At 72.4% G+C, this 23,963-nt stretch carries 19 protein-coding genes; 6 read left to right on the forward strand and 13 right to left on the reverse strand.

The annotated features are described in order from the left end of the window. Positions 1-84: 84 nt before the first annotated feature. The 3 genes from ACFYR3_RS07690 to ACFYR3_RS07700 are packed head-to-tail and all read right to left on the reverse strand — an operon-like array spanning position 85 to position 3,133. On the reverse strand, positions 85-1,365 hold the full coding sequence (locus tag ACFYR3_RS07690; protein ID WP_356782601.1) for a sugar ABC transporter substrate-binding protein: 1,281 nt from the start codon (positions 1,363-1,365) through the stop codon (positions 85-87). Further along, positions 1,365-2,198: a carbohydrate ABC transporter permease gene (locus ACFYR3_RS07695; RefSeq protein ID WP_355840062.1), complete on the reverse strand. Its 834-nt coding sequence runs from the start codon at positions 2,196-2,198 to the stop codon at positions 1,365-1,367. Before ACFYR3_RS07695 ends, ACFYR3_RS07690 begins: the two co-directional genes overlap by 1 nt. Continuing rightward, positions 2,195-3,133 carry a sugar ABC transporter permease gene (locus ACFYR3_RS07700; RefSeq protein WP_355840061.1) on the reverse strand — a complete coding sequence of 313 codons (939 nt, stop codon included), beginning with the start codon at positions 3,131-3,133 and terminating at the stop codon, positions 2,195-2,197. Before ACFYR3_RS07700 ends, ACFYR3_RS07695 begins: the two co-directional genes overlap by 4 nt. Before the next feature lie 212 nt (positions 3,134-3,345). On the opposite strand from ACFYR3_RS07700, the gene ACFYR3_RS07705 reads away from it, so the two are divergent. Next, the gene (locus ACFYR3_RS07705; protein ID WP_389281970.1) at positions 3,346-4,209 is read left to right on the forward strand and encodes a phosphotransferase enzyme family protein; all 864 of its coding nucleotides are present in this window, start codon (positions 3,346-3,348) and stop codon (positions 4,207-4,209) included. A gap of 223 nt (positions 4,210-4,432) precedes the next feature. Here ACFYR3_RS07705 and ACFYR3_RS07710 read toward each other — a convergent pair whose 3' ends face one another. The 4 genes from ACFYR3_RS07710 to ACFYR3_RS07725 all read right to left on the reverse strand — a co-directional run bounded on the left by ACFYR3_RS07710 (position 4,433) and on the right by ACFYR3_RS07725 (position 8,804). Beyond that, the gene (locus ACFYR3_RS07710; RefSeq protein ID WP_355840059.1) at positions 4,433-5,155 is read right to left on the reverse strand and encodes a 3'-5' exonuclease; all 723 of its coding nucleotides are present in this window, start codon (positions 5,153-5,155) and stop codon (positions 4,433-4,435) included. A 105-nt stretch (positions 5,156-5,260) separates the two neighbouring features. Further along, positions 5,261-6,499 carry an SAV2148 family HEPN domain-containing protein gene (locus tag ACFYR3_RS07715; protein ID WP_355840058.1) on the reverse strand — a complete coding sequence of 413 codons (1,239 nt, stop codon included), beginning with the start codon at positions 6,497-6,499 and terminating at the stop codon, positions 5,261-5,263. A 119-nt stretch (positions 6,500-6,618) separates the two neighbouring features. After that, positions 6,619-7,935 carry a copper amine oxidase gene (locus ACFYR3_RS07720; protein WP_355840057.1) on the reverse strand — a complete coding sequence of 439 codons (1,317 nt, stop codon included), beginning with the start codon at positions 7,933-7,935 and terminating at the stop codon, positions 6,619-6,621. A 56-nt stretch (positions 7,936-7,991) separates the two neighbouring features. Beyond that, on the reverse strand, positions 7,992-8,804 hold the full coding sequence (locus ACFYR3_RS07725; protein ID WP_356782605.1) for a Tat pathway signal sequence domain protein: 813 nt from the start codon (positions 8,802-8,804) through the stop codon (positions 7,992-7,994). Positions 8,805-8,982: 178 nt separating this feature from the next. On the opposite strand from ACFYR3_RS07725, the gene glgX reads away from it, so the two are divergent. Next, positions 8,983-11,091, forward strand: a complete 2,109-nt coding sequence (gene glgX, locus ACFYR3_RS07730; RefSeq protein ID WP_389281973.1) for a glycogen debranching protein GlgX — start codon at positions 8,983-8,985, stop codon at positions 11,089-11,091. A 181-nt stretch (positions 11,092-11,272) separates the two neighbouring features. Then, positions 11,273-13,738: a malto-oligosyltrehalose synthase gene (gene treY / locus ACFYR3_RS07735; protein ID WP_389281975.1), complete on the forward strand. Its 2,466-nt coding sequence runs from the start codon at positions 11,273-11,275 to the stop codon at positions 13,736-13,738. Here the strand turns inward: treY and ACFYR3_RS07740 are convergent. Continuing rightward, positions 13,698-14,837 carry a cytochrome P450 gene (locus ACFYR3_RS07740; protein WP_389281977.1) on the reverse strand — a complete coding sequence of 380 codons (1,140 nt, stop codon included), beginning with the start codon at positions 14,835-14,837 and terminating at the stop codon, positions 13,698-13,700. The two genes, treY and ACFYR3_RS07740, sit on opposite strands and share 41 nt — an antisense overlap. Here ACFYR3_RS07740 and ACFYR3_RS07745 point away from each other — a divergent pair. Then, positions 14,836-15,357 (forward strand): hypothetical protein, encoded by a 522-nt coding sequence (locus ACFYR3_RS07745; protein ID WP_389281979.1) that lies wholly within the window; start codon positions 14,836-14,838, stop codon positions 15,355-15,357. The two genes, ACFYR3_RS07740 and ACFYR3_RS07745, sit on opposite strands and share 2 nt — an antisense overlap. Positions 15,358-15,740: 383 nt before the next feature. After that, positions 15,741-16,991, forward strand: a complete 1,251-nt coding sequence (locus tag ACFYR3_RS07750; RefSeq protein WP_355840051.1) for a M14 family zinc carboxypeptidase — start codon at positions 15,741-15,743, stop codon at positions 16,989-16,991. A 1-nt stretch (position 16,992) separates the two neighbouring features. Here the strand turns inward: ACFYR3_RS07750 and ACFYR3_RS07755 are convergent, their stop codons facing one another. The 3 genes from ACFYR3_RS07755 to ACFYR3_RS07765 all read right to left on the reverse strand — a co-directional run bounded on the left by ACFYR3_RS07755 (position 16,993) and on the right by ACFYR3_RS07765 (position 19,725). Next, positions 16,993-17,421, reverse strand: a complete 429-nt coding sequence (locus tag ACFYR3_RS07755; RefSeq protein WP_389281981.1) for an SSI family serine proteinase inhibitor — start codon at positions 17,419-17,421, stop codon at positions 16,993-16,995. Beyond that, positions 17,418-18,743, reverse strand: a complete 1,326-nt coding sequence (locus tag ACFYR3_RS07760) for a M14 family zinc carboxypeptidase (protein ID WP_389281983.1) — start codon at positions 18,741-18,743, stop codon at positions 17,418-17,420. Before ACFYR3_RS07760 ends, ACFYR3_RS07755 begins: the two co-directional genes overlap by 4 nt. Before the next feature lie 415 nt (positions 18,744-19,158). Then, entirely contained in the window at positions 19,159-19,725 is a 567-nt protein-coding gene (locus ACFYR3_RS07765; RefSeq protein WP_355840048.1) for a DUF1707 and FHA domain-containing protein, read from the reverse strand. A gap of 193 nt (positions 19,726-19,918) precedes the next feature. On the opposite strand from ACFYR3_RS07765, the gene treZ reads away from it, so the two are divergent. After that, the gene (treZ, locus tag ACFYR3_RS07770) at positions 19,919-21,664 is read left to right on the forward strand and encodes a malto-oligosyltrehalose trehalohydrolase (protein ID WP_389281985.1); all 1,746 of its coding nucleotides are present in this window, start codon (positions 19,919-19,921) and stop codon (positions 21,662-21,664) included. A gap of 95 nt (positions 21,665-21,759) precedes the next feature. Here the strand turns inward: treZ and ACFYR3_RS07775 are convergent, their stop codons facing one another. Beyond that, a complete protein-coding gene (locus ACFYR3_RS07775; protein WP_389281987.1) occupies positions 21,760-22,710 on the reverse strand; it encodes an aminoglycoside phosphotransferase family protein in 951 nt (316 codons plus the stop codon). A 63-nt stretch (positions 22,711-22,773) separates the two neighbouring features. Then, positions 22,774-23,898, reverse strand: a complete 1,125-nt coding sequence (locus tag ACFYR3_RS07780; RefSeq protein WP_389281989.1) for an aminopeptidase P family protein — start codon at positions 23,896-23,898, stop codon at positions 22,774-22,776. Positions 23,899-23,963 lie beyond the last annotated feature (65 nt).

Consider the following 23,963-nt stretch of genomic DNA (forward strand, 5'->3'; position numbering starts at 1 on the left):
GTCGCGTCCTGCCGGGCCGGTCGTGTCAGGCCGGGTCGCGCCGAGCCGGGATGTGCCGGGATCCTGCCGGGCCGGGTCAGGCGCTCAGCGCTGATAGCGGGCCAGCACCAGGTTTCCGTCCTTCACCAGCCGTCGGCGCAGCTCGCCGAGGTCGATCGCCCCGCTGTAGTAGTCCTGGAACGCCGGGGTCGCGACCTTGTCCTTCCACTCCGGGTAGCCGCGGACGGACTGGGCGGGCGCCGAGCGCAGGTGGGCCGCCAGCGCGGTACCGGTGGCCCAGTCGTCCTTGGTGGTGTGCAGGGCAGGGTCCCTCAACGCCTCCGTGCCGGTGGGCAGCATCCAGTCACCGAGGGCGAGCCGGACCATGTTCCCCGGCCTCAGCAGGAAGTCGAGGAACGCGGCCGCCTCCTTCTTGTGCGGGCTGTCCTCGGCGATCGAGAGCGTCTGCGGGCTGACCCCCTGGGCAAGGCCGTCCGCTCCGGCCGGCGCGGGCAGTACCTGCCAGTCGAAGCCCTTCGGCGCCTGCTGCGCGATCTGCTGACGGTAGGAGAAGCCGAGCGGGACCATCGCGTACTTGCCGCCGAAGAACCCGGGCAGCGTGTCGGAGCCGCCCATGCCGAGCGTGGCGCTCGACGCGCTGCGGTCCTCGTTCACCTCGTCGCGCACGGTCCGCGGCACCACGGCGTCCGCCGCGTCGAAGCGCACCGTCACCTTGCCGTCCGCACCCCGGTGGAACAGCCGGCCGCCCGCGGAGAGGGACAGGTTGAGCGTCGCCGAGACGGGTTCTTTGAGCGGCCACGCGACGCCGTACTTGCCCCCGTCGCTCAGTCGCTCGGCGATCGTACGGAACTCGCTCCAGCTCCAGGGTTTTTCGGGAGTCGGTATGCGGACACCCGACGCCTTCAGCCAGCGCGCGTTGGCGATCAGAACACGCGGCTCCTGAAGGAAGGGCACGCCGTAGACCCCGCCTTTGAAGGTGGCCGTCTCCCAACTCTGATGCGGGATGTCCGACTTCAGCCGCGTCGGCAGCAGTTCGCGCAGGTCGGCGAGATAGCCGCCGTACGCGAAGTCCGCGAGGTCGTCCGAGGCGTCGTGGATGATGTCGGGCGCCTCACCGCCCTCGAAGGAGGTCAGCAGCTGGTCGTGAACGCTGTCCCAACTCCCCTGCACGTAATCGACCTTGATGTCGGAGTGGCTCGCGTTCCACTCCTTCACGAGTTCCTTGTTGACGGTGACGGAGTCCTGCTGCCAGGCCAGCGACTGGAATCGCAGGGTGACCACGCCTCGCACCCCGCCGTCGCCGTCCGTACAGCCGGTGAGCAGCAGGCCGAGCACGGCCAGGACGCTCAGCAGTCGGGTCCTCATCAGCTCTTCACCGCCCCGGCGAGCATGCCGCCCGTGATCCGCTTCTGGATGATCGCGAAGACGACCAGCGAGGGCAGCGTCGCCAGGAACGCCGCCGCGGCCAGCGGCCCGAGGTCCGCGGCGCCCTCCGCCCCGATGAAGTGCGTGAGGACGACCGGCAGGGTCTGCTTCTCCGGGCTCTTGAGCAGGACCAGGGCGAAGAAGAACTCGTTCCACGCGCTGATGAACGCGAAGAGCGCCGTCGCCACGATCCCGGGCGCCAGCAGCGGCGCCGTGACGGAGATCAGCGTGCGCGCCCGGCCCGCCCCGTCGACCGCGGCCGCCTCCTCCAGCTCGGCCGGCACGGCCCGTACGTACCCCACCAGCATCCACAGCGCGAACGGCAGCGCCCACACCACGTACACCATGATCAGTCCGGGCATCGAGTCGATCAGCCGCAGGTTCTTCAGCACGAGGAACAGCGGGATGATCACCAGCACGAAGGGGAAGGCCTGGCTGACCACGACCCACCCGGTGGCGGCCCTCGCGAGCGGCGTGCGGTGCCGCGCCATGACATACGCCATCGGTGTCGCGATCAGTACGGCGATCAGTGCCGCGCCGAGCGCCGCGATCAGGGAGTTGAGCCCGGCGCGCAGCAGCGGCTGCTCGTCGAAGGCCTGCCGGAAATTGGCGAGCGTCGGGTCCCGGGGAATCCAGGTGGGATGCAGACTGGCCAGCTCCCGCGCCGGTTTGAAGGCTGTGGAGAGCAGCCAGAGGAAGGGAAAGGCGAGAAAGACGAGGTAGCCGAGCAGCGCCGCGTACTGACCCACGCGGGCACTCTTGCGCGTCCTCACGCGTCCTCGCCTCCCCTCAGGCGGCCGGCGAGATACCCGGCGAGGATCACCGAGATCACCGCCACCATCACACAGCCCATCGCCGCCGCGTAGCCGAACTGTCCGTAGCGGAAGGCCTCTTCGTAGGAGAAGAGCATCGGCAGCCGGGTACGTCCGCCCGGCCCCCCGTTGGTCAGCACATACACCAGCGCGAACGAGTTGAAGTTCCAGATGAAGTTGAGCGCCGTGATGGCGAGCGCCACCGGTCTCAGGGCGGGCCAGGTGACCGTCAGGAAGCGGCGCCAGGCACCCGCGCCGTCCATCGCGGCTGCCTCGTGGAGTTCGCGGGGGGTGTTCTGCAGTCCGGCGAGCAGGGCGACCGCGGTCTGTGGCATGCCCGCCCAGACGCCGACGACAACAACCGCGGGCAACGCGGTGCCGATTCCGCTCAGCCAGTCATGGCCCCCGCCGAGACCGAGGTCGCGCAGGCTTTCGTTGAGGATGCCCGCGTCGGGGTTGTAGACCAGCCGCCACATGATGCCGACGACGACCTCGGGCATGGCCCAGGGAATGATCGCGAGGGCGCGGGCGAGCGGGCGCAGCCGCAGATCCTGGTCGAGCAGCAGGGCGAGTCCGAGCGCGAGGAGGAACTGCGGCACGGTCACACCGGCCGCCCACACCAGACCGATCCGGAACGAGTCCCAGAACAGGGTGTCGTGCAGCAGGTCCTGGAAGTTCAGGCCGCCGACCCACTGGGTGGGCGACGTCCGCCCCGACTGGGAGTCGGTGAACGCCAGCCCGATCCCGTACAGCAGCGGTCCGGCGCTGAGCACCAGGATGGGGATCAGCGCGGGCAGCACCAGGAACCAGGCGCCGTGGTCGAGGGGACGGCCTTCCCGGCCCACGGGACGCGGCGCGCGCTTCGATGACGGCTCGGTCGCGGCCGTCACGGTCATGGCGTCAGCTCCTTCGGGCGGCGCGCGGTGGTCCGGCCGTCCCTGCCGTCCCGGCGGCCCCCGCCATGGTCGTGAAGTCCCTGTGGGTCGTCAAGGCATCGCGCACCAGGTCCGACCTGTGGGAATGCGACACTGGCCGACGGATGGCGTGAACCCGACGCCGTCGAACACGAGGGCCGCGCGGGCGGCGCGCGAGGACACGGAGGCGGGCCATGGACGAGGCACGGGCGCGGGACGTACTGGCCGCGGCGAAGGTACTGCCGGGGCTGGTGCGGGACGCATCACTCCTCGCCCTCGGCGAGAACGCGGTGTTCGCCGCCGGCGGCCTGGTCGTCAAGGTGGGGCGCGACGCCGAACTCCTCGACCGCGCGCGCCGGGAACTGGACATCGCCGCATGGCTCGCCGCGTCGGACGTCCCCGCGGTGCGGGCCGCCGAGCCCGAACCACTGCTGGTCGACGGACACCCCGTGACGGTGTGGCACCGGCTGCCCGATCCCGTCCGCCCCGCCGAGCCGGGCGATCTGGCCGGACTCCTGCGGGTGGTGCACGCGCTGCCCTCCCCCTCCTTCACCCTGCCGCCCCGCGAACTCCTCGACGGAGTGGAGCGCTGGCTGCGTCTCGCGGGCGACGCGATCGACCCCGTGGACGCGGCGTATCTGCGGGAGCGGCGCGACGGCTTCGCGACGGCCGCCGCCGCGCTCACCCCGCATCTGACGCCGGGCCCGATCCACGGCGACGCGCTGCCCCGCAACGTCCATGTCGGCCCGGACGGCCCGGTCCTGGTCGACCTGGAGACCTTCTCCGCCGATCTGCGCGAGCACGACCTGGTGGTCATGGCCCTCTCCCGCGACCGCTACGGGCTTCCCGCCGAGGCGTACGACTCCTTCACCGCCGCCTATGGCTGGGACGTCCGGGCGTGGGAGGGCTGCTCCGTCCTCCGGGGCGCCCGCGAGACCGCCAGCTGCGCCTGGGTCGCCCAGCACGCGCCGACGAACGCCAAGGCGCTGGCCGAGTTCGAGCGCCGGGTGGCGTCGCTGCGGGACGGCGACGAGACGGTGCGCTGGTACCCGTTCTGACCTGACACCGGGCATCCGTCCCGGCCCCGGCGCCGCCCGAAGCCCCGGCACGGTGACCGGACCCCGCCGGCACGTCCAGGTTCCCGGCCCGCGTCCGGCGCCGTGACCGGGCCTTGTTGCCGTGACCGGTGACGGGGTGCACGCGCACGGGCCTCTGTCGCCACGTCCGGACGTCGTTACCTGGCCGGTGGCCGGGTGCGCGCGGACGGTCCCCGGGATCGTGTCAGACCCGCTCGTCCGCCAGGTCCCGCAGCGGCCAGGTCCCGTCCACCACCGCGTCCGCCTCGCCCTTGCGGCGCAGGAAGGCCTGGAAGTCCGTCGCCCATTCCGCGTACCACTCGATCTGGCGTCGGTGCAGCTCGACGGGGCCGAGGGCCGCGACCTTGGGGTGGCGGCCGGCTATCGCGCAGGCGAGCCGGGCCGCGGCGAGGGCGTCGGCCGAGGCGTCGTGGGCGGAGTCGAGAACCACGCCGTACTCGGTGCAGACCGCTTCGAGGTTGCGCTTGCCCCGGCGGTAGCGGTCCACGGAGCGGTCGATCGTGTACGGGTCGATGACCGGGGCCGGGTCGATGCCGCCGAGCCGCTCGCGCAGTGACGGCAGTCCGTACCGCCGCAGCTCGGCGGAGAGCAGCGTCAGGTCGAACGCCGCGTTGTACGCGACGACCGGGACGCCGGTCCGCCAGTAGGTGACGAGGACGCCCGCGATCGCGTCGGCGACCTCGTCGGCGGGCCGGCCCTCGCCGGCCGCCCGCTCATTGGTGATCCCGTGCACCGCCACGGCGTCGACCGGGATCTCCACGCCCGGATCGGCCAGCCATTCGCGGCGCCCCAGCGGCTCTCCGTCCTTGACCTCTATCACGGCCCCCGTGACGATGCGCGACTCGCGCGGATCCGTCCCGGTCGTCTCCAGGTCGAAGCCGATCAGCAGCTCCCGGTGCCAGCCCATGGGTGGCCCCCCTTCTTCGTGGTGCTTTCCCCCAGTGGTCTCCACGATCCCATGAGCCACTGACAATCCGAGGACCGCGTTCCACTCGGCCGCGGAGAACGGCCTTCAGGACACCGGCCGCGAATCGGCCCAAGCCACCTCGAACTCCTCGCGATAGGTTGGGAAAAGCCCCTCTTCATTGCTTTCGTCCGGTTTGAGCAATCGGCTTCCGCCGCGCAGCACCAGAACCGGGGCCTCCATGCCGCGGGTACGGCGCAGATACGACTGCACGACCGCGACGCCGTCGGAGCCGTCCCCATCCACGAGGTACGCGGTGAAGCGGGGTGTCTCGTCGTAGACCTGGATCTCGAAGGCGTCCGGGTCGCGGAGCCGGGACCTCACCCGCCGCATGTGCAGGATGTTCATCTCGACCGCACGGCTCAACTCGCCGCGCTTGATGCCGAGTTCGCGCTCCCGTCGCTTGACCGCACTGGACGCCGGGTTCAGGAACAGCAGCCGTGTCCGGCAGCCGGACTCGGCGAGACGGACCAGCCGCCGCCCGGAGAAGTTCTGCACCAGCAGGTTGAGGCCGATGCCGATCGCGTCGAGCCGGCGGGCTCCGCCGAAGAGGTCCTCGGCCGGGAACTGGCGCAGCAGCCGCACCCGGTCGGAGTGCACACCGACGACGTCCGCGTAACGGTCGCCCACGAGGTTCTCGACGGCGTCCACGGGAAGCCGGCGCGCGGAGGGCACATCGCTCCCGGCACCGAGGATCTCCAGGAGTTTCGCCGCGGCCCGCTCGGCCTGGCCCAGCACAGCCTCGGACAGAGCGCGGTTGCGCGACACGACGTTCCGGGTCACTTCCAGCTCGTCCAGGGCGAGTTCGACATCCCTGCGCTCGTCGAAGTAGGGCTCGAAGCACGGCCAGTGCTGCACCATCAGCTCGCGCAGCTGGGGCAACGTGAGGAAGCTGAGCACGTTGTCGTCGGCCGGGTCGAGCAAGTACCCCTTGCGGCGGCTGACTTCGCGCACGGCGACGGCGCGCTGCACCCACTCCTGGCCCGCCGGTCCCGCGGCGGCGACCACCCACTCGTCGCCGTGGACGGGTTCGTAGATGGGACGGAGAACAGCGGCCACGACCGCGCGCAGCCGCTGTTCGACCAGGTTCAGCCAGATGTAGGCACGCCCGGCTCGCTGGGCGCGCGTACGCACCTCGCGCCAGGCGTCGGCGCCCCAGTCCAGTTCCGGTCCAATGGATCCCATTTCCATCGGCCGTGCCAGGGACACCGCGCCGGGTGGGACATCTGTGGAGTTCCCCTCGTGACTCTCGTCACCAGGAGGCAGCTCCAGCCCTCCCGAGCCCACCCACGCACCGCCTTCCGCTCCCCCGAGCACTCCCCAGGGGCCAGGCCCCAATCAACGATCAAGGAAGGGTACTCCGGGAGCGGCGAGCGGTGCAGCCCGATGCACAGGTCGTTTCCCAACTACCTTGGTTCGACATGCCCGTTCTGGTTCGCCAGCTCCGGCGGAGTGAGCGGATTCATAGCGGTGACGTCCCGTGGGGCGATGGAGAATCCCTGCCAGTGGACCGGCATCGGCTGCTGGTCCTCGTCGCGGGCGATGTGGTGGAAGCCCACGTTGACCCAGACCACGGGGTGGGTGAGCGTCTGCCCGCCGACCCACTTGTCGACGGATGTGCCGTGTCCGGCACCGCAGTTGCGCAGGTTGTCGCTGGCGAACTGCTCGCACTTGTTGTACTCGGTGAAGTAGACGTCGTGCTTGGTGAAGGAACGGCCGAGGTACTTGGTGGTCGCGCCCGGGACGATCTCGTACGAGCGTGCGTGATTGTCCTTGTTCTTGCCGGAGTTGCTGACGATGCGCCACCAGCGCATGTTCTTTGCGTCGCCCGCGAGTTCCTTGGTGACCTTGGTGACGGTGGTCTTGTTGCTCGGGGCCTCGTGGCCCTGCGCGGGCGGGCTGACCACGGAGTCGTACTGCTCGATCTTCGCCTTGGACGAGCCGTCCAGGCCGAAGTTGAGCCGCCAGAAGACGTTGTGGCTGTGGCTGGTGGCGTAGTCCTTGGCGCCCTTGCCCAGCGGCCAGCCGCGGCCGTCGCCCGCGTCGTAGTCACCGGGCGAGAGGCTGCCGGTGGCACCGATGTTCATGTTGACGGTGCCGTCGTCCTGGAAGCGCCACTCGGTGATGTACTCGTACCAGCCGACCTTGTTGACGGTGTAGACGAGCAGGTCCTTGCCCTGCTTCTGGAAGACCTTGTTCCCGGTGTCGGCCTCCATCCGGTAGGCGTGGCCGCGTGAACGGGTCGTGGTGCACAGGCCCTTGACGTTCGCGTGCTGCGGGTCCCAGGCGTCGGGGACCTTGACCGTCTTGATGGCGCCGCCGGGGCATTCGGCGGGGATCATGTCGACCAGGCCCTGGCCGAAGCCGGCGCCCGTCAGGTCGCTGTACTCGACCGAGCCGTCGTCGTAGGGGACGTCGATCTGGGCGAGCTTGGCGCTGCTGAGGACCTTGATCGGGTGGGCTTCACCGGGCGGCTGGTAGGAGATGTTCTCCAGGACGAGCCCGGCCTCGCTCTCGTAGTGCCAGCACATCCGCCAGGTGGTGCCGGTGGCGAGCTTCTGCTCGATCCGATAAGCCGCGCTGCAGTCGGCGGGCGGGGCGGGAGCGGCCTTCGGCTGGGCGACGGCCGGACCCGCGGCCGTCGTAGCGCCGGCGGCCAGGGCGAGCGCCGAAAGGCCCACCGCCGCCCGGCTGCGGGCACGGCTGTTTCTGTTGACGCGCATGAAGAAGTGACTCCTTGCGGAAAGCTGAAAGGGTGGGAAGGAGAGAAGGGCGGCACTCAGCCGAGCTTGCCGACCTTGCGGGCGCTCAGGTCGATCACCAGGTCACGGCTGTCGATCCAGGGCCCGTTCTTGACCTTCGGGAAAAGCCGTACGCACCGGTGCTCGCCGCAGGCGTCGAGGACGGCGGGCTGGGCGCCGGGCGTCGCGCGGTAGACCATGCTGTTGAGCACCAGCTGGTCGGGCGAGGTGAGTTCCTTGCCGGTGGCGTCCTTGAAGTCGGCCTTCAGGCCGGCGCCGAGCGGGTCGGCGATGAGCAGCTTGGCGGCCTCGGTCATCTCGTCGCGGCTGATCGGCGGCTGCACCCCGTGCTGGACGCCCGTCCGCTCGACCTTCCCGGTGTCGAGGTCGACGGTCTTGGTGACGAGCGTGTCGTCCTTGTAGTCGTAGAACGTGACGTCGGCCCGGCGCGGCGCGTTCGGGTCGTCCAGTTCGGCCGTCTCGGGTTCGGTGAGGTCGACACCGATGCGCTGCGGTCCGCGCGCGCCCTCGACGTTCTCGCTGGAGTTGAGCAGCTGCCGGTTCACCGCGATCTGTTCGACGCGCTTCATCTCGTCGTCGGTCAGCGGGTCACGGCCCTTGCCCTTCTCCCCCTCGGCCGGCGCCCGCTCGACGACGCCGGGCCGTACCGCGCCGCCCTGCCCGTCCTGCGCCGCCTGCTGTGCGGGTCCGCCGGCCCCGAGTCCCCCGCCCGATTCGTCGGCCCCCGCCGACCCCGGAAGAGTGATGCCGATCATCACGGCCGTCCCGGCCACCGCGATGGCCGCACCTGCCACCACCTTGCCCAGATGGCGGTGCACTATCTTGCGCACATTTCCCCCTACTCCTCCTATGCCCTCAGGAGTCGCTTGAGCCCCACTGGTTCGGCATAAGAGATATGCCTGGTCGCGGGGTAAGAGGGGTGTAGGTCATAGGAGGTTCCATCACTTTCCTGGAGACTCGGCACGGACTCGCCCCCAGGGGCACGGCACTACTGGAAGAGTCATATCCATGCAGGTCTGGCCTGGCGAGGCGTATCCACTCGGTGCCACGTACGACGGTGCCGGTACCAATTTCGCGGTCTTCTCGGAGGCCGCCGACCGTATTGAGCTGTGTCTGCTGCACGACGACGGCTCGGAGACGGCCGTTGAACTGCGCGAGACCGACGCGTTCGTTCGGCACGCCTACCTGCCGGGCATCATGCCCGGACAGCGGTACGGCTTCCGGGTGCACGGGCGGTACGCGCCCGAGCGCGGACAGCGCGCCAATTCCGCGAAGCTGCTCCTCGACCCGTACGCGCGTGCGATCGCAGGCTCCGTCACCTGGGGCGAGGAGGTGTACGGCTATCCGTTCGGGTCACCGGACAAGCGCAACGACCTCGACTCGGCGCCGCACACCATGTCGTCGGTCGTGGTCAACCCGTACTTCGACTGGGGCGACGACCGGCGCCCCCGTACGGAGTACCACCACACGGTGATCTACGAGGCCCACGTGAAGGGCCTCACGATGCAGCATCCGGCGCTCCCGGACGAGCTGCGCGGCACCTACGCGGCGCTCGCACACCCGGCGATCATCGAACACCTGACGGAACTGGGCGTCACGGCACTGGAACTGATGCCCGTACACCAGTTCGTGAACGACCACCGGCTGGTCGACATGGGCCTCAACAACTACTGGGGCTACAACACGATCGGCTTCTTCGCCCCGCACAACGCGTACGCCTCCTGGGGCGACCGGGGCCAGCAGGTCCTGGAGTTCAAGTCGGCCGTACGGGCGCTGCACGAGGCCGGCATCGAGGTCATCCTCGACGTGGTCTACAACCACACGGCCGAGGGCAACCACCTGGGCCCGACGCTCTCCTTCAGGGGCCTCGACAACGCCTCGTACTACCGTCTGGCGGACGACCCCCGCTACTACATGGACACCACGGGGACCGGCAATTCCCTCCTGATGCGCTCCCCGCACGTGCTCCAGCTGATCATGGACTCGCTGCGCTACTGGGTCACCGAGATGCACGTGGACGGCTTCCGCTTCGACCTCGCGGCCACGCTGGCGCGGCAGTTCCACGAGGTGGACCGGCTGTCGTCGTTCTTCGACCTGGTCCAGCAGGACCCGGTGGTCTCCCAGGTGAAGCTGATCGCCGAGCCCTGGGACGTCGGCGAGGGCGGCTATCAGGTGGGCAACTTCCCGCCCCTGTGGACCGAGTGGAACGGCAAGTACCGCGACACGGTCCGCGACATGTGGCGGGGCGAACCGCGCACGCTGGCCGAGTTCGCGTCCCGGCTGACCGGCTCCTCCGACCTGTACCAGGACGACGGACGCCGTCCGCTCGCCTCCATCAACTTCGTGACCTGCCACGACGGCTTCACGCTGCACGACCTCGTGTCGTACAACAACAAGCACAACCAGGCCAACGGCGAGGACAACCGCGACGGCGAGAGCCACAACCGGTCCTGGAACTGCGGCGCCGAGGGGGAGACGGACGACGAGGGCGTGCTGGCGCTGCGGGGCCGGCAGCAGCGCAACTTCATCGCCACGCTGATGCTCTCCCAGGGCGTGCCCATGCTCAGCCACGGCGACGAGTTCGCGCGCTCCCAGGGCGGCAACAACAACGCGTACTGCCAGGACAGCGAGCTGGCCTGGGTGCCGTGGCCGGAGGACGGCTCCGAGCTCCTCGACTTCACGCGCGCGATGGTGTGGCTGCGCAGGGACCATCCCGTCTTCCGGCGGCGGCGCTTCTTCCACGGGCGGCCCGTCCAGGGCACCCACGACGAGCTCTCCGACATCGCGTGGTTCACCCCGGAGGGCCAGGAGATGACCCAGCGCGACTGGGGTTCCGCACAGGCCAGGGCGCTGTCCGTCTTCCTCAACGGCAACGCGATCTCCGAGCCCGGCGCCCGCGGGGAGCGCATCGCCGACGACTCCTTCCTGCTGCTGTTCAACGCATCCCCCAAATCCCTGGACTTCGTCGTGCCGGTCGACCACGGCCGCCAGTGGCAGGTCGTCGTCGACACGTCCCGCTCTGAGGGCGTCGCCCCGGGTACGGGCGCGAAGGTCGAGGCCGGGGACCGGCTGCCCCTGGTCGACCGGAGCATGACGGTGCTGCAGCGGCCCGCCTAGGACGGGGCCTTCCCCGGGTCACGCGCGCGTGGGCTTCCGTCAGGAGCCCACACGCGCGTGGGCTTCCGTCAGGGGCCCACGCGCGCGGGGCGCGGGTTTCGTGCTCCGGAGCGGGACGCCGTGCGTGCCCTTCTGCGGGCGCCGGTGACAGAAAGCCGGCCGGACGGGTACGTAGATTCGCATGACACCTGAGCGTCCCGAACCGGCGATCGCGCACTCGGTCGTCCCCGGCCCGGTGGTTCCCGTCGTACCGACCGCCACCTACCGGCTCCAGCTCCAGCCGCGGTTCCCCTTCCGGAGTGCCGAGGCGGCGGTGCCGTATCTGGCCTCGCTCGGCGTCTCCCACCTGCACCTGTCGCCCGTCCTGGAGGCCGTCCCCGGCTCGACGCACGGCTACGACGTGGTGGACCACGCGCGCGTGCGGGCCGAACTGGGCGGCGAGGATGGGCTGCGCTCCCTGGCGCGCACCGCGCGGGCGCACGGCCTCGGCCTCGTCGTGGACATCGTGCCGAACCACATGGCGATGGCCCCGCGCCACAACCACGCCCTGTGGGAGGTGCTGCGCGAGGGCTCCGAGTCGCCGTACGCGCGCTGGTTCGACATCGACTGGGACGCCCAGGGCGGCCGACTCCTGCTGCCGGTGCTCGGGGACCGCCTCGGCGCCGAGATCGGCCACCTGAAGGTGGACGGCGACATACTGCGTTACTACGACCATGTGTTCCCGCTGCGCGAGGGCACCGAGAAGCTGCCGCTGCCCCGGCTCCTCGACGCCCAGTGGTACCGCCCGGCATGGTGGCGGCTGGCCCGCACGGAGCTCAACTACCGGCGCTTCTTCAGCATTTCGGAGCTCATCGGGGTGCGTGTCGAGGACCCGGAGGTGTTCGCGGCGACCCACGCGAAGATCCTTGAGCTTCTCGGCGACGGTGTGATCGACGGACTGCGCGTCGACCATCCGGACGGGCTGGCGGACCCGGACGCGTATCTGCGCCGGCTGCACGAGGCGACCGGAGGCCGCTGGACGGTGGTCGAGAAGATCCTCGCGGACGGTGAACCGCTGCCGCCCGCGTGGCCCGTCGCGGGCACCACGGGCTACGACGCGCTGCGGCACGTCGACGGCCTCTTCACGGACGCGGCGGGCGCGAGCCGGCTCCTCGGCCGCTACCGGCGGTTCGCGGGCCCGCAGGCCGACCGGGGCGGCCACTGGGAGAGCACGGTGCGCCGGGCGGCGTACAAGGTGGTCACGCACGAGCTGGCCACGGAGGTCGAGCGCCTCACGCGCGAGGTGAGCGCGCTGTGCGCCGCGTCCCCCGACCCCGCTCTGCGCGATCACGCCCCCTGGGCCCTGGGCGCCGCGCTGCGGGAACTCCTGGTCCGGCTGGAGGTGTACCGGCCCTATCCGTCCACGGACGCGTCATTGGTGGTCACCGAGCGGGCCGCCGCCGAGGCCAGGACGGCGTTCACGGTGCCCGAGGAGGCGCATGCCGTGGACGTCGTACGGGATCTGGTGCTCGGGCGGGACGGCGACGGGCCCGGGGCGGCCGGGTTCCGGGCCCGGTTCGCGCAGACGTCGTCGGCGCTGCGGGCCAAGTCCGTGGAGGACACGGCGTTCTACCGCTATGTGCCGCTGCTGTCCGCGAACGAGGTGGGCGGCGACCCGGGCAGCCCCGCGGTGTCCCCGGAGGACTTCCACGTGTACTGCGCGCGCGTGCAGCGCGACTGGCCGGCCACCGGAACCGTCCTGTCGACCCACGACACGAAACGCAGCGCCGACGTGCGCGCCGCCGTCTCGGTCCTCACCCAGTGCCCGGAGGCCTGGTCCGACGTCCTGGCGGAGGTGACCCGCGAGGGAGCCGGGACGCCCGACCCGCAGGTGGCGTGGGCCGCGTGGCAGACGGTGTTCGGCCTCGGCCCGGCCACCGGCGAGGACGGGGGCGAGCCGGAGGACGGGGAGGCCTACGCGGAGCGGGTCCGGGACGCCCTGTTGAAGCACATCAGGGAGGCCGGGACGCGCACCGCCTGGACCGAGCGGGATCCCGCGTACGAGGACGCGGTGGCGGCGTTCGTCACCGACGGGCCTTGCGGGCCTCCTGGACGGCGCGTGGCCGCCCTGCGGGCCTCCCTTGCACCGCATGTGCGGGCGAACGTCCTGGGGGCCGCCCTGGTCCATCTGACGATGCCCGGGGTGCCGGACGTGTACCAGGGCACCGAGGACGAGTACCGGGCGCTGGTGGACCCGGACAACCGGGGGGCGTTCGCGCCGCGCGAGATGTCCGCGGAGAAGGTGGCGCTCACGGCCGCCGCGCTGCGGCTGCGCGCCCGGCGGCCCGCTGTCTTCGGCGACGCGGCGACGTACGCGCCGCTGGCGGCCGAGGGGCCCGGCGCCGAGCACTGTGTGGCGTTCGTGCGGTCGGCAGAGGTGATCACGGCCGTCACCCGCCTTTCGCTGGGGCTGGCCGAGGCCGGCGGCTGGCGCGACACCCGTCTCGCGCTCCCCGACGGGCGCTGGGCCGATGTGCTCGTCCCGGACGCGCCGGAGAGGGAGTTCACGGGGCACGCGCGCGTGGCGGACCTCTTCGGGAGGTCGCCCGTCGTGCTGCTGGAGCGCGTCAGCGCGGACACACCGGCAGGGTCCGGGGAGACCGGCTGACCAGCCCCTCGGCGCGCGGCCGGGGCCCCGGCGCCCGGCGGAGGTCCGGCAGGACGGTCAGCAGGGCGCGCAGACCGCCTTCCGCCGTCAGCCGGGCCAGCGGAGCGCCCGGGCAGAGGTGCCGTCCCGAGCCGTACGCGAGCTCGCCCGGGTCGGCGCGGAAGGCGTCGTAGCGGTCCGGGTCCGCGAAGCGCCCCGGGTCGCGGCCCGCGGCACCGAGCAGGCACGCCACGGTGGCGCCCTCGGGTATCGGGCCGATCGGTTCGAGCGCGCGGCGCGGCACGATCTGCAGCGGCGGATCGCGACGCAGCGACTCGGCCCAGGCGCCGCCCGTCAGCTCGGGACGGGCGCGGATCAGGTCCAACTGGCGCGGGTGGTCGAGAAGGTTGGCGAGGAACGACGCGAGCGCGCGTGCGGTCGTCTCGCCGGCCGCGCCCAGCACCGTCCCGGCCAGGTCCGTCACGGCCTCGTCCGGCAGCGGACGTCCGTCGGGCCCGGCCGTGCACAGCGCGGACAGCAGATCGTCGCCGGGGTGGGCACGGCGGCGGACGATGTGGGGGCGCAGGTAGGCGTCGAGTCCGGGGCGCCGACCGCCGAGGTGGTCGAGTCCCGTACGGCACCAGGCGTGCACGCGCGCCGTGTCCTCGTACGGCAGTCCGAGCGCGGCGACGGCCGCGGCGGCGGGCAGCCACTGACAGAACTCGGCGACGAGATCGGCCTCCTGACGGGACGCCAGGCGCCGGGCGAGGACGTACGCGGTGCGCTCGACGCCCGCTGCCAGGGCGGCCGACACGCGGTCCCCGAGCGCCGAGGAGACGAGGGCCCGGTACGCACCGTGCGTGCCGTGCGTTCCGTCCTCCCGGCGGGCCGGTGCGGGTCCGGGCGACGGCGGGACGAGCCGCGGGTCCGCGAGCGCGGCACGCACATCGGCGTACCTGCTGATCAGCCAGGCGCCGAACGGCTCGTCGTACACCAGGGGGAAGTTGCCGCGCAGGGTGCGGTACAGCGGATGGGGATCGCGCTCGGTACCCGGATCGAGCAGGCTCGGCGGAGCGGTCACCCGCGCGGTCACCCGCGCGGACGGGACACGCGGCGGCATGTACGGCGTCACCGGCGTGACCGGCGAAGGACACCCCGGCACGAGGGGCGGCGCCGGGCACGCGAGGAGCGGGAGCGACGCGCCCGTGCCGGGCGGAATCGGCCGCAGGTCCGCGACGACCGAGGCCGGCTCGCCCTCGGCGGGCGGCGACGGCCGCAGAGCCGCGACGGGCAGGAGCGGCGCAGCCGTGGCAGGCGCGGACGGCTGCGAGCCCTCGACCGCCGGGGGCGGCCCGCCCATGACGGGCGGCGACGGCCGCAGGGCCGCGACGGGCCGGGGCGACGCAGCCGTGGCAGGTGCGGACGGCGGCAGGCCCTCGACCGTCGGCGGCGGCCCGCCCGTGACGGGCGGCCACGATCGCAAAGCCGCGACGTACCGGGACGGCGCACCCGCGGCAGGCGCGGACGGCGGCAGGCCCTCGACCGCCGAGGGCGGCTCGCCCGTGACGGTCGGGGGCGGGGCGGCGGCCGGTGGGCTCGCCGGTGTCGCCGTCGGGCCGCCTTCGCCGGGAAGGCCGTGAGGACACAGCACCGCGGGCCACCACCTCGGGTCTGCGCGCCGGACCCGCGCGCGGTTGTTCCGAGTCGACCACCGCCCGGCCGGGACCGCAGTTCCCGTGCACCCGTACGGGTGAATCGCGTGCCTCGCCCCGGCGCGGCCGCCCGTGGCACGCGCGTACGCCGGTCACCGCCTCCCGAGGGCCGTTCCGGGAGCCCCGCCCGGGTTCTCCGCAGGCCTGCGGGACGCGGTCCGATCCGGAAGGGACAGCTCGCGCACCCGCCACCGCCCGTTGCCAGGGGAAAGTGCCACCCGGCGCCCCTAGGAGCCGCCCCGTCGCATCCTTGACAGTTCCCCGAGACCGTGGAGTACTGCCAAAAGCGACGCAGGGCGGACAAGTCGGGGGTGAGTCACCTGCCGGAGTTGCGCTACCCCAGTGTGACCGAAATCGTCTCGTCCGCCTGGGCGTTGGCGGCCCATCGACCCGACCTCTGCCTTCTCAGACAAGTGGGCGCCTCCCGTGCGGGCAGGCCCCTCCACCTGCTGTCCGTCGGCCACGCCCGGCGCGCGGTCCTCGTCGTGGCCGGGGCCCACGCCAACGAACCGACGGGCGGTTCGACGCTCCTGTCCTTGGCCGAACGTGTGCTCCACCAGCGGGAGTTGCGACGGGACACCTCCTGGCACTTTCTGCTCTGCGCGGACCCCGACGGAGCGAGCCTCCATGTGACGCCCGCGCCGCGGACCCTGCTCGATTACCACCTGGGCTTCTTCCGCCCGGCCGGCCCCGAGCAGCCGGAGTGGTCGCCCTCCGTCCTGCCGCCCGACCGGCTGCCGCCGGAGACCCGCGCGCTGACCGGGGTCATCGACGAAGTGCGGCCCTACCTCCAGGTGACGCTCCACGGGACCGATCTCGGCGGCAGCTGGGTGCAGTTGACCAAGGACATCCCGGGCCTCGCGGAGCCGTTCGCCAAGTCCGCGGCGGAGCTGCGCATCCCGGTCGAGACGGCCGCGTCGGACGCCGCGGGCTGGCCCGCCTCCGGGCCCGGGGTGCATGTGATGCCGGCGCCCGGCTCGGACACGGCGTACCCGAGCATGCCGGACGACGCCCGGCACAGCACCTGGTACCACGCCCACCGGTACGGCGGACTGACCGCTGTCGTGGAGGTGCCGATGTGGGCCAGCGATCTGGTGGACGATCCGGCGCCGCACCCCGACCCCACGGCGGCGATGCGACGCCTGGCACACCGGCTGCTGGCGGACGCGTACCAGGTGGAGGCGGTGCTCGGACGGGCTCTGCCCCGGCTGCGGGGACCCGACGGGCCCCTTCTGCGGGCCGCGAAGTGGGCGCTGGCGCTGGTTCCGGGGCTCGCCGCGGACTGGTCGCAGCCGCTCCCCGTGGACACGACGATGGCGTACGTGGGCAGCGTCGACGCGTTCGGCCGGCGGATCCCGCTGCGGGCCGCCTCGATGCTCCTGCGCGTGCTGCGAGAGGCCGACGACCGCGAGGCACCCCACCTCGAACAGCTGGTCGCCGGCTGGAGCGACGCCTTCGCCGAACGCTTCCGCGCGCGCTGGGTGCCGCTGGAGAACCAGGTCGAGCACCAGGCCCGTACGGTGGTGGCGGCCGCCCGTCACGCGCGCGACAGCGCCGCCTGAGTCAACTCGACAGGTCGAACACCGCGCCCGTCTCGACCCCCATCGTGCATGAGTTCGAGAACGCGTGCCTGTAGTCGACCCGGCGACCGTCCCACACGCCGTACGCCGACGCGGTGACCGGTGCGTAGAGCATCGGGCACATGACGCCGGACCGGCGCGGGATCCGCCCGAAGTCACCCCCGGCGGCGCCGAGTTGCCCGCAGGCCAGCGCCGCGTGGGCGTGGCCCCGGGGCGGGTCGCAGAGCAGCAGGACGCCGAGGGTGTCGAGGGTGTCGCCGGAACGGGCGTCGCCCCTGGTGACGGCGAGGCGGAGCCAGTTGCCGGGCAGGGCGTGTCGGGGTGCCGCGTGGGCTGCCGGGGCCGCGCCCGCCACGAGGAGCGCGAGCGGGACGAGCAGGCCGGCGCGGATCGCCTGAAAGATTTTCGTCATTCCAGGTGCATCGGCACGGCGGCCTGCGCGGTCCAGCCGGAGTCACCCGAACGGCTGCGCATGCTCGTGCCGCGCCCCGCGAGTTCGAACGCGGCGAGCACCACGCGCGCCTGGTATTCGACCTGGCGTGCGACCGGTATCCAGCGCGCCCCGCAGCCGTCGCGGTAGTCGGCGCACCACGCGTCGATCAGCCGGTCGAGCTGGGGCAGCGCGTCGCGCGGGTCCTGAGCGGAGGCGGTGACCAACTGGTGCAGCAGCCCGGCCGTACGCAGCGCGACCCGGCGCCCGGCGAGGCGCAGGGCGGTGAGCCTGGCGGTGTCGAGCGGCAGCAGGGCGCGCGCCCCGGCGTCCCGCACGTCCGGGTCCCAGGAGTCGGCGAGTCCGGGGCCGACCAGTAAATAGTCGTCGACGGGCGCGAGGAGACTGCTCACGTCCGGCGAGCTGCCGAGGCCGGGCCGGACCCGGGCCAGGATGTCTTCCAGGACCCCCGTGTCGTGCCGCAGCGTACGGCTGACGGAGCGCAGCACCGCGTCGGGATCGGCGGGGCGCGCCGGGTCCTCGACGGCGCCGACACCCCACATGGGCGCCTCGACGATCGCGGTGACCGTGCCGTGCGGCTGCGGGTGGAACCAGGTGGAATCGACCGCGGCCTCCGTGATGGCGGCGGCCAGATCTCCGCCGCGCGGCGGCGGGACACGGTAGACGGCGGGCCCGAGCGTCGGCCAGTACAGGGTGTCGTACGGGCCGAGTTCGCGCGGGATGCCGAGGCGGGCCGCGCTGTGCGCGACGCGCTGGGCGAGGCCGGGCAGGTCGCGGGTCAGCTCGACGAAGGCGCCCCCGACGTCGACGCCGTGCAGGGAGCACTGGAGGAACGGCCTCAGTTCGTCCTGGAGGCCGAGCAGGACGCGGGTCTCCGGCAGGACGGCGGCGTCCGCGCCCTCGGGCAGCCATTCGGGCTGTTCCAGGAAGCCGGGCCGGAAGAAGTGCCGGAAGTAGTGGCCGAGCGTGTAAGGGCCGCGGAGCCAGGCCTCGTTGCGGCGGGAGCCGTCGGGGTCGAGGCAGAGCAGCAGGTTCCAGGTGGCGTCCGCGCCCTCGGTCAGCCTCGGGTCGGCGAGCGCCCGTTCGGCCAGCCGCAGGACCGTGGCGCCGCCCACGGGTTCGTTGGCGTGCGGTCCGGCGACGACGAGGACCTGGCGGCTTCCGTGTCCGACGGACAGGAGCAGCATCGGTGTGCCCGCCCGGGAGGTGCCCACGCGGCGCAGCCGGGCGCTGTCGGGGCGCCGGGTCACCAGCGCGGCGGCTCGGACGGCGAGTTCGTCCACGGTCGGGTAGCGGCGGAGGGGCGGCAGAGCACACCTCCACTCGGACGGCGCCGTCGGTTCACCTGATGTGCATGACGTACGCACAGTCAGTCACGGCTGAGGGGGTACGTCAACACCGCGGGCCGCGCCGGATGTTGGGGGATCGACGGGATCGACGCGTGAACCCCGGTCCGGGGGCCGGTCACCTGACACGCCGGAACTCCCCGGCCACGCCGCACGTCAGCGCGGCTCAGTCCGCACCCGCGGCTCAGTCGGAGGCGAGGCTCAACCAGAGGCGCGGCTCAGCCGGAGGCGCGCTCAACCAGAGGCGCGGCTCAGTCCGCACCCACGGCTCAGTCGGAGGCGAGGCTCAACCAGAGGCGCGGCTCAGCCAGAGGCGCGCTCAGCCAGAGGCGCGCTCAGCCAGACGCAAAGCTCAGTCAGAGGCGAGGCGGAACATCATCCGGCCGAAGCCGATCTGGTCGCCGTCCCGCACGACGGACGCGCCGATGACACGCCGTCCGTTGACGGTCGTTCCGTTGGTCGAGCCGAGGTCGCGCAGCACCCACGCGCCGCCCTGCCGACGCAGTTCGGCGTGCACCCGGGACACCGTCTCGTGGTTGAGGCGCAGTCCGCTGGCCGGGTCGCGGCCGATGCGCAGCGGGTAGGGGCTGCCGGCGTCGGGCAGTTGCAGTTTGGGCAGCCGTTCGGCCTGCCAGGCCCTGCGCAGCCGTACCGTGAAGCCGGAGACGGCCTCCACGGTGCCGAACACCAGCTTCGACCAGCGGCGCCCGGCGGGCTCGTCGCCGGTGGGCAGGTCGGCGGTGAGCACGGCGAGTTCCTCGGACCGGCGGGCCGACAGTGCCAGCTCCATGCGGTGGATGAACGTGTCGTGCGAGAGGCGGCCGAGGGCGACGCCGTCGCGGAGGGACTTGAGCGCCCGGTCGCGCTCCGCGTCGGACAGCCGCGCGGGGTACGTGTGGAACTCGAAGGACGACGTCACGTTCGTGATTGTCGGGCAGTAACGACGGGGTGTCCAGAAGACCCGGAAACGGCTGGTGGGGCCGGTTGCGGCCGTTCGCGCGACCAAAGGGCGACGAACACGCGGCAAAAGGGTGGATCCTGAAGCGAATTGATCTCCTGTGAAGCACCATGGACGGGTTGGGTCACGGCGAACTGACAAGGGGGAACCGGCTGTGCGATTCGAGGTGTGGGCACCGCGGGCCGACCGGATGACAATCCACTGCGCGGGTGTCACGAGCGCGTTGGAACAGGATCCCGGGCGGGCCGGCTGGTGGACGGGCGAGGCGGAGGCGCCGGAAGGGACGCGCTACGGGTTCGCGGTGGACGACGGTCCCGTTCTGCCCGATCCGCGCTCACGCCGGCAGCCGGACGGCCCCGACGGACTGAGCGCCGTGGTCGACCAGGGGCGGTACGCGTGGCGCGCCGAGTGGTCCGGCCGCGCCCTGCCGGGCGCGGTCCTCTACGAGCTGCACGTGGGTACGTACACGCCCGAGGGCACGCTGGACGCCGCGGCGGAGCGGCTCGGACATCTGGCGGAACTGGGCGTCACACACGTCGAGTTGATGCCGCTGTGCCCGTTCCCCGGCCGGCACGGCTGGGGGTACGAGGGGGTCTCCCTGTGGGCCGTGCACGAGCCGTACGGCGGTCCCGAGGCGCTGAAGCGCTTTGTCGACCGGGCGCACGAACTCGGCCTGGGAGTCGTCCTCGACGTCGTGCACAACCACCTCGGCCCGTCCGGCAACCATCTGCCCGCGTTCGGGCCCTACTTCACGGACACCCATCAGACGCCCTGGGGCTCGGCGGTGAACCTCGACGCGCCCGGCTCGGACGAGGTGCGCGCGTACCTCGTCGGCAGCTCCCTGGCCTGGCTGCGCGACTACCGGCTCGACGGACTGCGTCTGGACGCGGTGCACGCGCTGCGGGACACCCGTGCCCTGCACTTCCTGGAGGAGCTGTCGACGGCCGTGGACGCGCTCGCCGCCGACCTGGCCCGGCCGCTCTTCCTGATCGCCGAGTCGGATCTCAACGACCCGCGGCTGATCACCTCCCGCGAGGAGAGCGGCCTCGGGCTGCACGCGCAGTGGAACGACGACTTCCACCACGCGCTGCACACCACGCTGACCGGCGAGGCGCAGGGCTACTACGCGGACTTCGCGCACGCCCCGCTCGCGGCCCTGAGCAAGACGCTGACGTCGGGCTACTTCCACAACGGCACGTACTCCAGCTTCCGCGGGCGGCATCACGGGCGCCCGCTCGACCGTGCGCGTGTCTCGGCGCAGCGGCTGCTCGGCTACGCGCAGACCCACGACCAGATCGGCAACCGCGCCCAGGGGGACCGGCTCTCGGCCTCCCTCTCGCCCGGGCTGCTGGCCTGCGCCGCCGCGCTGACGCTCACCGCGCCGTTCACGCCGATGCTCTTCATGGGCGAGGAGTGGGGTGCCGGCACGCCCTGGCAGTTCTTCACCGACCACACCGACCCCGAGCTCGCCGAGGCCGTACGGCGGGGCAGGCGGCGGGAGTTCGCGGCACACGGCTGGGCCGAGGAGGACGTGCCGGACCCGCAGGACCCGGCGACCCGGGACCGCTCCTGTCTCGACTGGTCGGAGCCCGAAGCGGCCCCTCACGCGCGCGTGCTGGCCTGGTACCGCGAACTGATCGCCCTGCGCCACCGCCAGGCCGACCTCTCGGATCCCGATCTCGCGGCGGTCAGGGTCGCGATCGATCCGGCGGCCCGCTGGCTGGCCGTCCGGCGCGGGGACGTCCGGATCGCCGTGAACCTCGCCAAGGACCCCGCGGCGATTCCCCTCGGCATCCGTCACACGCGCGTCCTCGCGGCCTGGGACCCGGTCGAGGCATCGGGCCCGGACGGGGTGCTGAACGTGCCGGGCGAGTCGTGCGTGGTGCTGACCCAGGCCTGAGACACCCGGGGCGCAGCCCGGCGCGGGCCGCGTCCTCCCCGCGGGCCTCCCCGCAGGCCCGCAGCACCCCACAGGCCTCCCCGCAGGGCGCGCCCCTAGGGCAGTTCTTCCGTTCCGTCGCGCAGGTCCGTGACCCGCTCCAGCAGGATCGACTCCCAGGAGTGCCCCAACTGGGCTTCCAGGAGTGGGAGTCGACTGTCGTCACGGCCGCGGAGACGGTCGGCGAGCCGGACGACGGTGTCGCAGCGGGCGAGCCACAGGCCCCGCAGGCAGGGGCGGGCGCTGTATCCGGCGAGGGTGGCGGCGCGTACGGCCGCGGGGGCGCCGACGGCGACGGCGAGCCCTGCGATGTCCTCGGCGGGATCGCCGATCACCGCGCCGGTCCAGTCGAGAACGCCCCGCACCCGCCCGTCGGGGCTGACCACGAGGTGTTCGCCCAGGAGGCCGTGGTGCACGAGGACCGCGGCGCCGGTCTGCGCGCCGAGCTGGACGGCGGCGGGCGCGGCGAGCTGGTCGAACCGCGCGGGGTCGAACTCCTCGGCGGGGAGCCGCTCGGCGGCCCGTACGGCGGCGGCACGCAGGGTCGCCAGGGAGCGCGGCGGGGTGCGCGGCACCCCGAGCGTCTCGGCCTGGCGTACGGGGACCTCGCGCAGCCCTGTCAGCAGCCCCGCCAGGTCGGCCTCGCCGACGGCCGAGACGGCCTGTTGCTCGCCGGACGCGCCGGGAACCAAGGTGTCCAGGGTGTAGTTCAGTCCGCTCGCCCACTCGCCCCGCGCGACACTCATGGGGACGGCGACCCCGATGTGCGGGCGGATCAGATCGCGCAGCCGCAGCTCACGGCTTTGGCGCAGGGATGCCTCGCGGTCCCGGGCGAGCCGCAGCACATGGCGCCGTCCCACCCACCACGTGAAGTGCCCGCCTTCCTCGGTGACGGGCCGCACGTCCGGTCCCGGGCCCGGTGCGGCGTCGTCGGCGAGCAGGGAGCGGACCAGTCGGCGGACGGTTTCCGGGGTCGGTGTCGGTGTCGGGGTCGGGGTCTGGCTCATGGTCGCGCCCTTGTCGTCCGGGTGCGGGGGCGAAGCGGTTGCCGCGCGGTCGGTGGACGCACGTCAGTCGACGATCACCATCTCGCGGGATGTGGTGTTGAGCCGGCGTCCGCCGTCCTCGGTGACCGTGACGATGTCCTCGATACGGACCCCGAAGCGGCCGGGCAGATAGATGCCCGGCTCCACGGAGAAGCACATGCCGGGGACCAGGGGCTGTTCCTCGCCCTCGACCATGTAGGGCGGTTCGTGCGTGGTGACGCCGATGCCGTGCCCGGTGCGGTGGATGAAGTACTCGCCGTACCCGGCGTCCTTGATGACGGCGCGCGCCGCGCGGTCGATGTCCTGGCAGGCGACTCCCGGCCGCACGGCACGGAACCCGGCCTCCTGAGCCTCGCGCACGATGTCGTGCACCTTGCGTTCCTCGTCGTCCGGCTCACCGACGTGGACCGTGCGGGAGGTGTCGGAGCCGTAGCCGTCCTTGAGGCCGCCGAAGTCCAGGACCACCATGTCGCCCTGCTCGATGACGCGCTCGTCGGCCTCGTGGTGCGGGTTGGCTCCGTTGGGGCCGGAGGCGACGATGGTGAAGTCGACCTGGGAGTGCCCGAACCGGCGCAGCAGGTCGGCGAGGTCGCGGGAGACCTCCGACTCCCGGCGGCTCGCGAAGCGGACCTTCCTGATCTCTTCGAACGCCTCGTCCGCGGCGGCTCCGGCGGCCGCGAGCCGCTCCAGTTCCGCCGCGTCCTTGACGGCCCTGAGCATCGGCAGGGCGTCGGTGAGCGCGGAGTAGCGACTGTCGGGCAGCCGCTTCTGGAGGCCGAGCAGGTGGAGGGCCCAGCCGTTGTCGCTGATACCGAAGCGGCCGGTGCGTTCCAGGAGGGGCGCGGCCGCTTCGTAGGGGTCCGTGCCGTCGGTCCAGTCGTGGAGGGTCAGCGCGGGCGCGCCGGCCGACTTGGCCGCGTCGGGGGCCTCCAGGGTGGGCACGACGAGGGCCGGGTCCTTTCCTGCCCGCAGCACCAGCAGGGTGAGCCGCTCGGTCTCCACCGGGCGGTACCCGGTCAGCCACACCATGTCGGGCCCCGGCGCGACGAGGACGCCGTCGAGCCCGGCATCGGCCGCGGCCTCGGCGGCGCGCCGCATCCGGGCCTCGTAGTCGTCGGCGGTGAAGGGCGCGGGTGTGGCGGCGGTCATCCATGCCTCCGTGTCCGGAGTTCCCCAGGGGGCTACGGCAGCATCCTGCCCTTCCGGTGGGGTGT

Origin of the sequence: Streptomyces sp. NPDC005784, assembly GCF_042871525.1 — a bacterium.
Taxonomy (GTDB): domain Bacteria; phylum Actinomycetota; class Actinomycetes; order Streptomycetales; family Streptomycetaceae; genus Streptomyces.

Coding starts and splice junctions, on each gene's coding strand:
- ACFYR3_RS07745 (WP_389281979.1), top strand. CDS start 14,836: ATGTACGGCGTCACCGGCGTGACCGGCGAAGGACACCCCGGCACGAGG.
- ACFYR3_RS07780 (WP_389281989.1), bottom strand. CDS start 23,898: ATGACCGCCGCCACACCCGCGCCCTTCACCGCCGACGACTACGAGGCC.
- ACFYR3_RS07775 (WP_389281987.1), bottom strand. CDS start 22,710: ATGAGCCAGACCCCGACCCCGACACCGACACCGACCCCGGAAACCGTC.
- ACFYR3_RS07720 (WP_355840057.1), bottom strand. CDS start 7,935: ATGCGCGTCAACAGAAACAGCCGTGCCCGCAGCCGGGCGGCGGTGGGC.
- ACFYR3_RS07755 (WP_389281981.1), bottom strand. CDS start 17,421: ATGACGAAAATCTTTCAGGCGATCCGCGCCGGCCTGCTCGTCCCGCTC.
- treY (WP_389281975.1), top strand. CDS start 11,273: ATGACACCTGAGCGTCCCGAACCGGCGATCGCGCACTCGGTCGTCCCC.
- ACFYR3_RS07710 (WP_355840059.1), bottom strand. CDS start 5,155: ATGGGCTGGCACCGGGAGCTGCTGATCGGCTTCGACCTGGAGACGACC.
- ACFYR3_RS07705 (WP_389281970.1), top strand. CDS start 3,346: ATGGACGAGGCACGGGCGCGGGACGTACTGGCCGCGGCGAAGGTACTG.
- ACFYR3_RS07700 (WP_355840061.1), bottom strand. CDS start 3,133: ATGACCGTGACGGCCGCGACCGAGCCGTCATCGAAGCGCGCGCCGCGT.
- ACFYR3_RS07740 (WP_389281977.1), bottom strand. CDS start 14,837: ATGCCGCCGCGTGTCCCGTCCGCGCGGGTGACCGCGCGGGTGACCGCT.
- ACFYR3_RS07690 (WP_356782601.1), bottom strand. CDS start 1,365: ATGAGGACCCGACTGCTGAGCGTCCTGGCCGTGCTCGGCCTGCTGCTC.
- glgX (WP_389281973.1), top strand. CDS start 8,983: ATGCAGGTCTGGCCTGGCGAGGCGTATCCACTCGGTGCCACGTACGAC.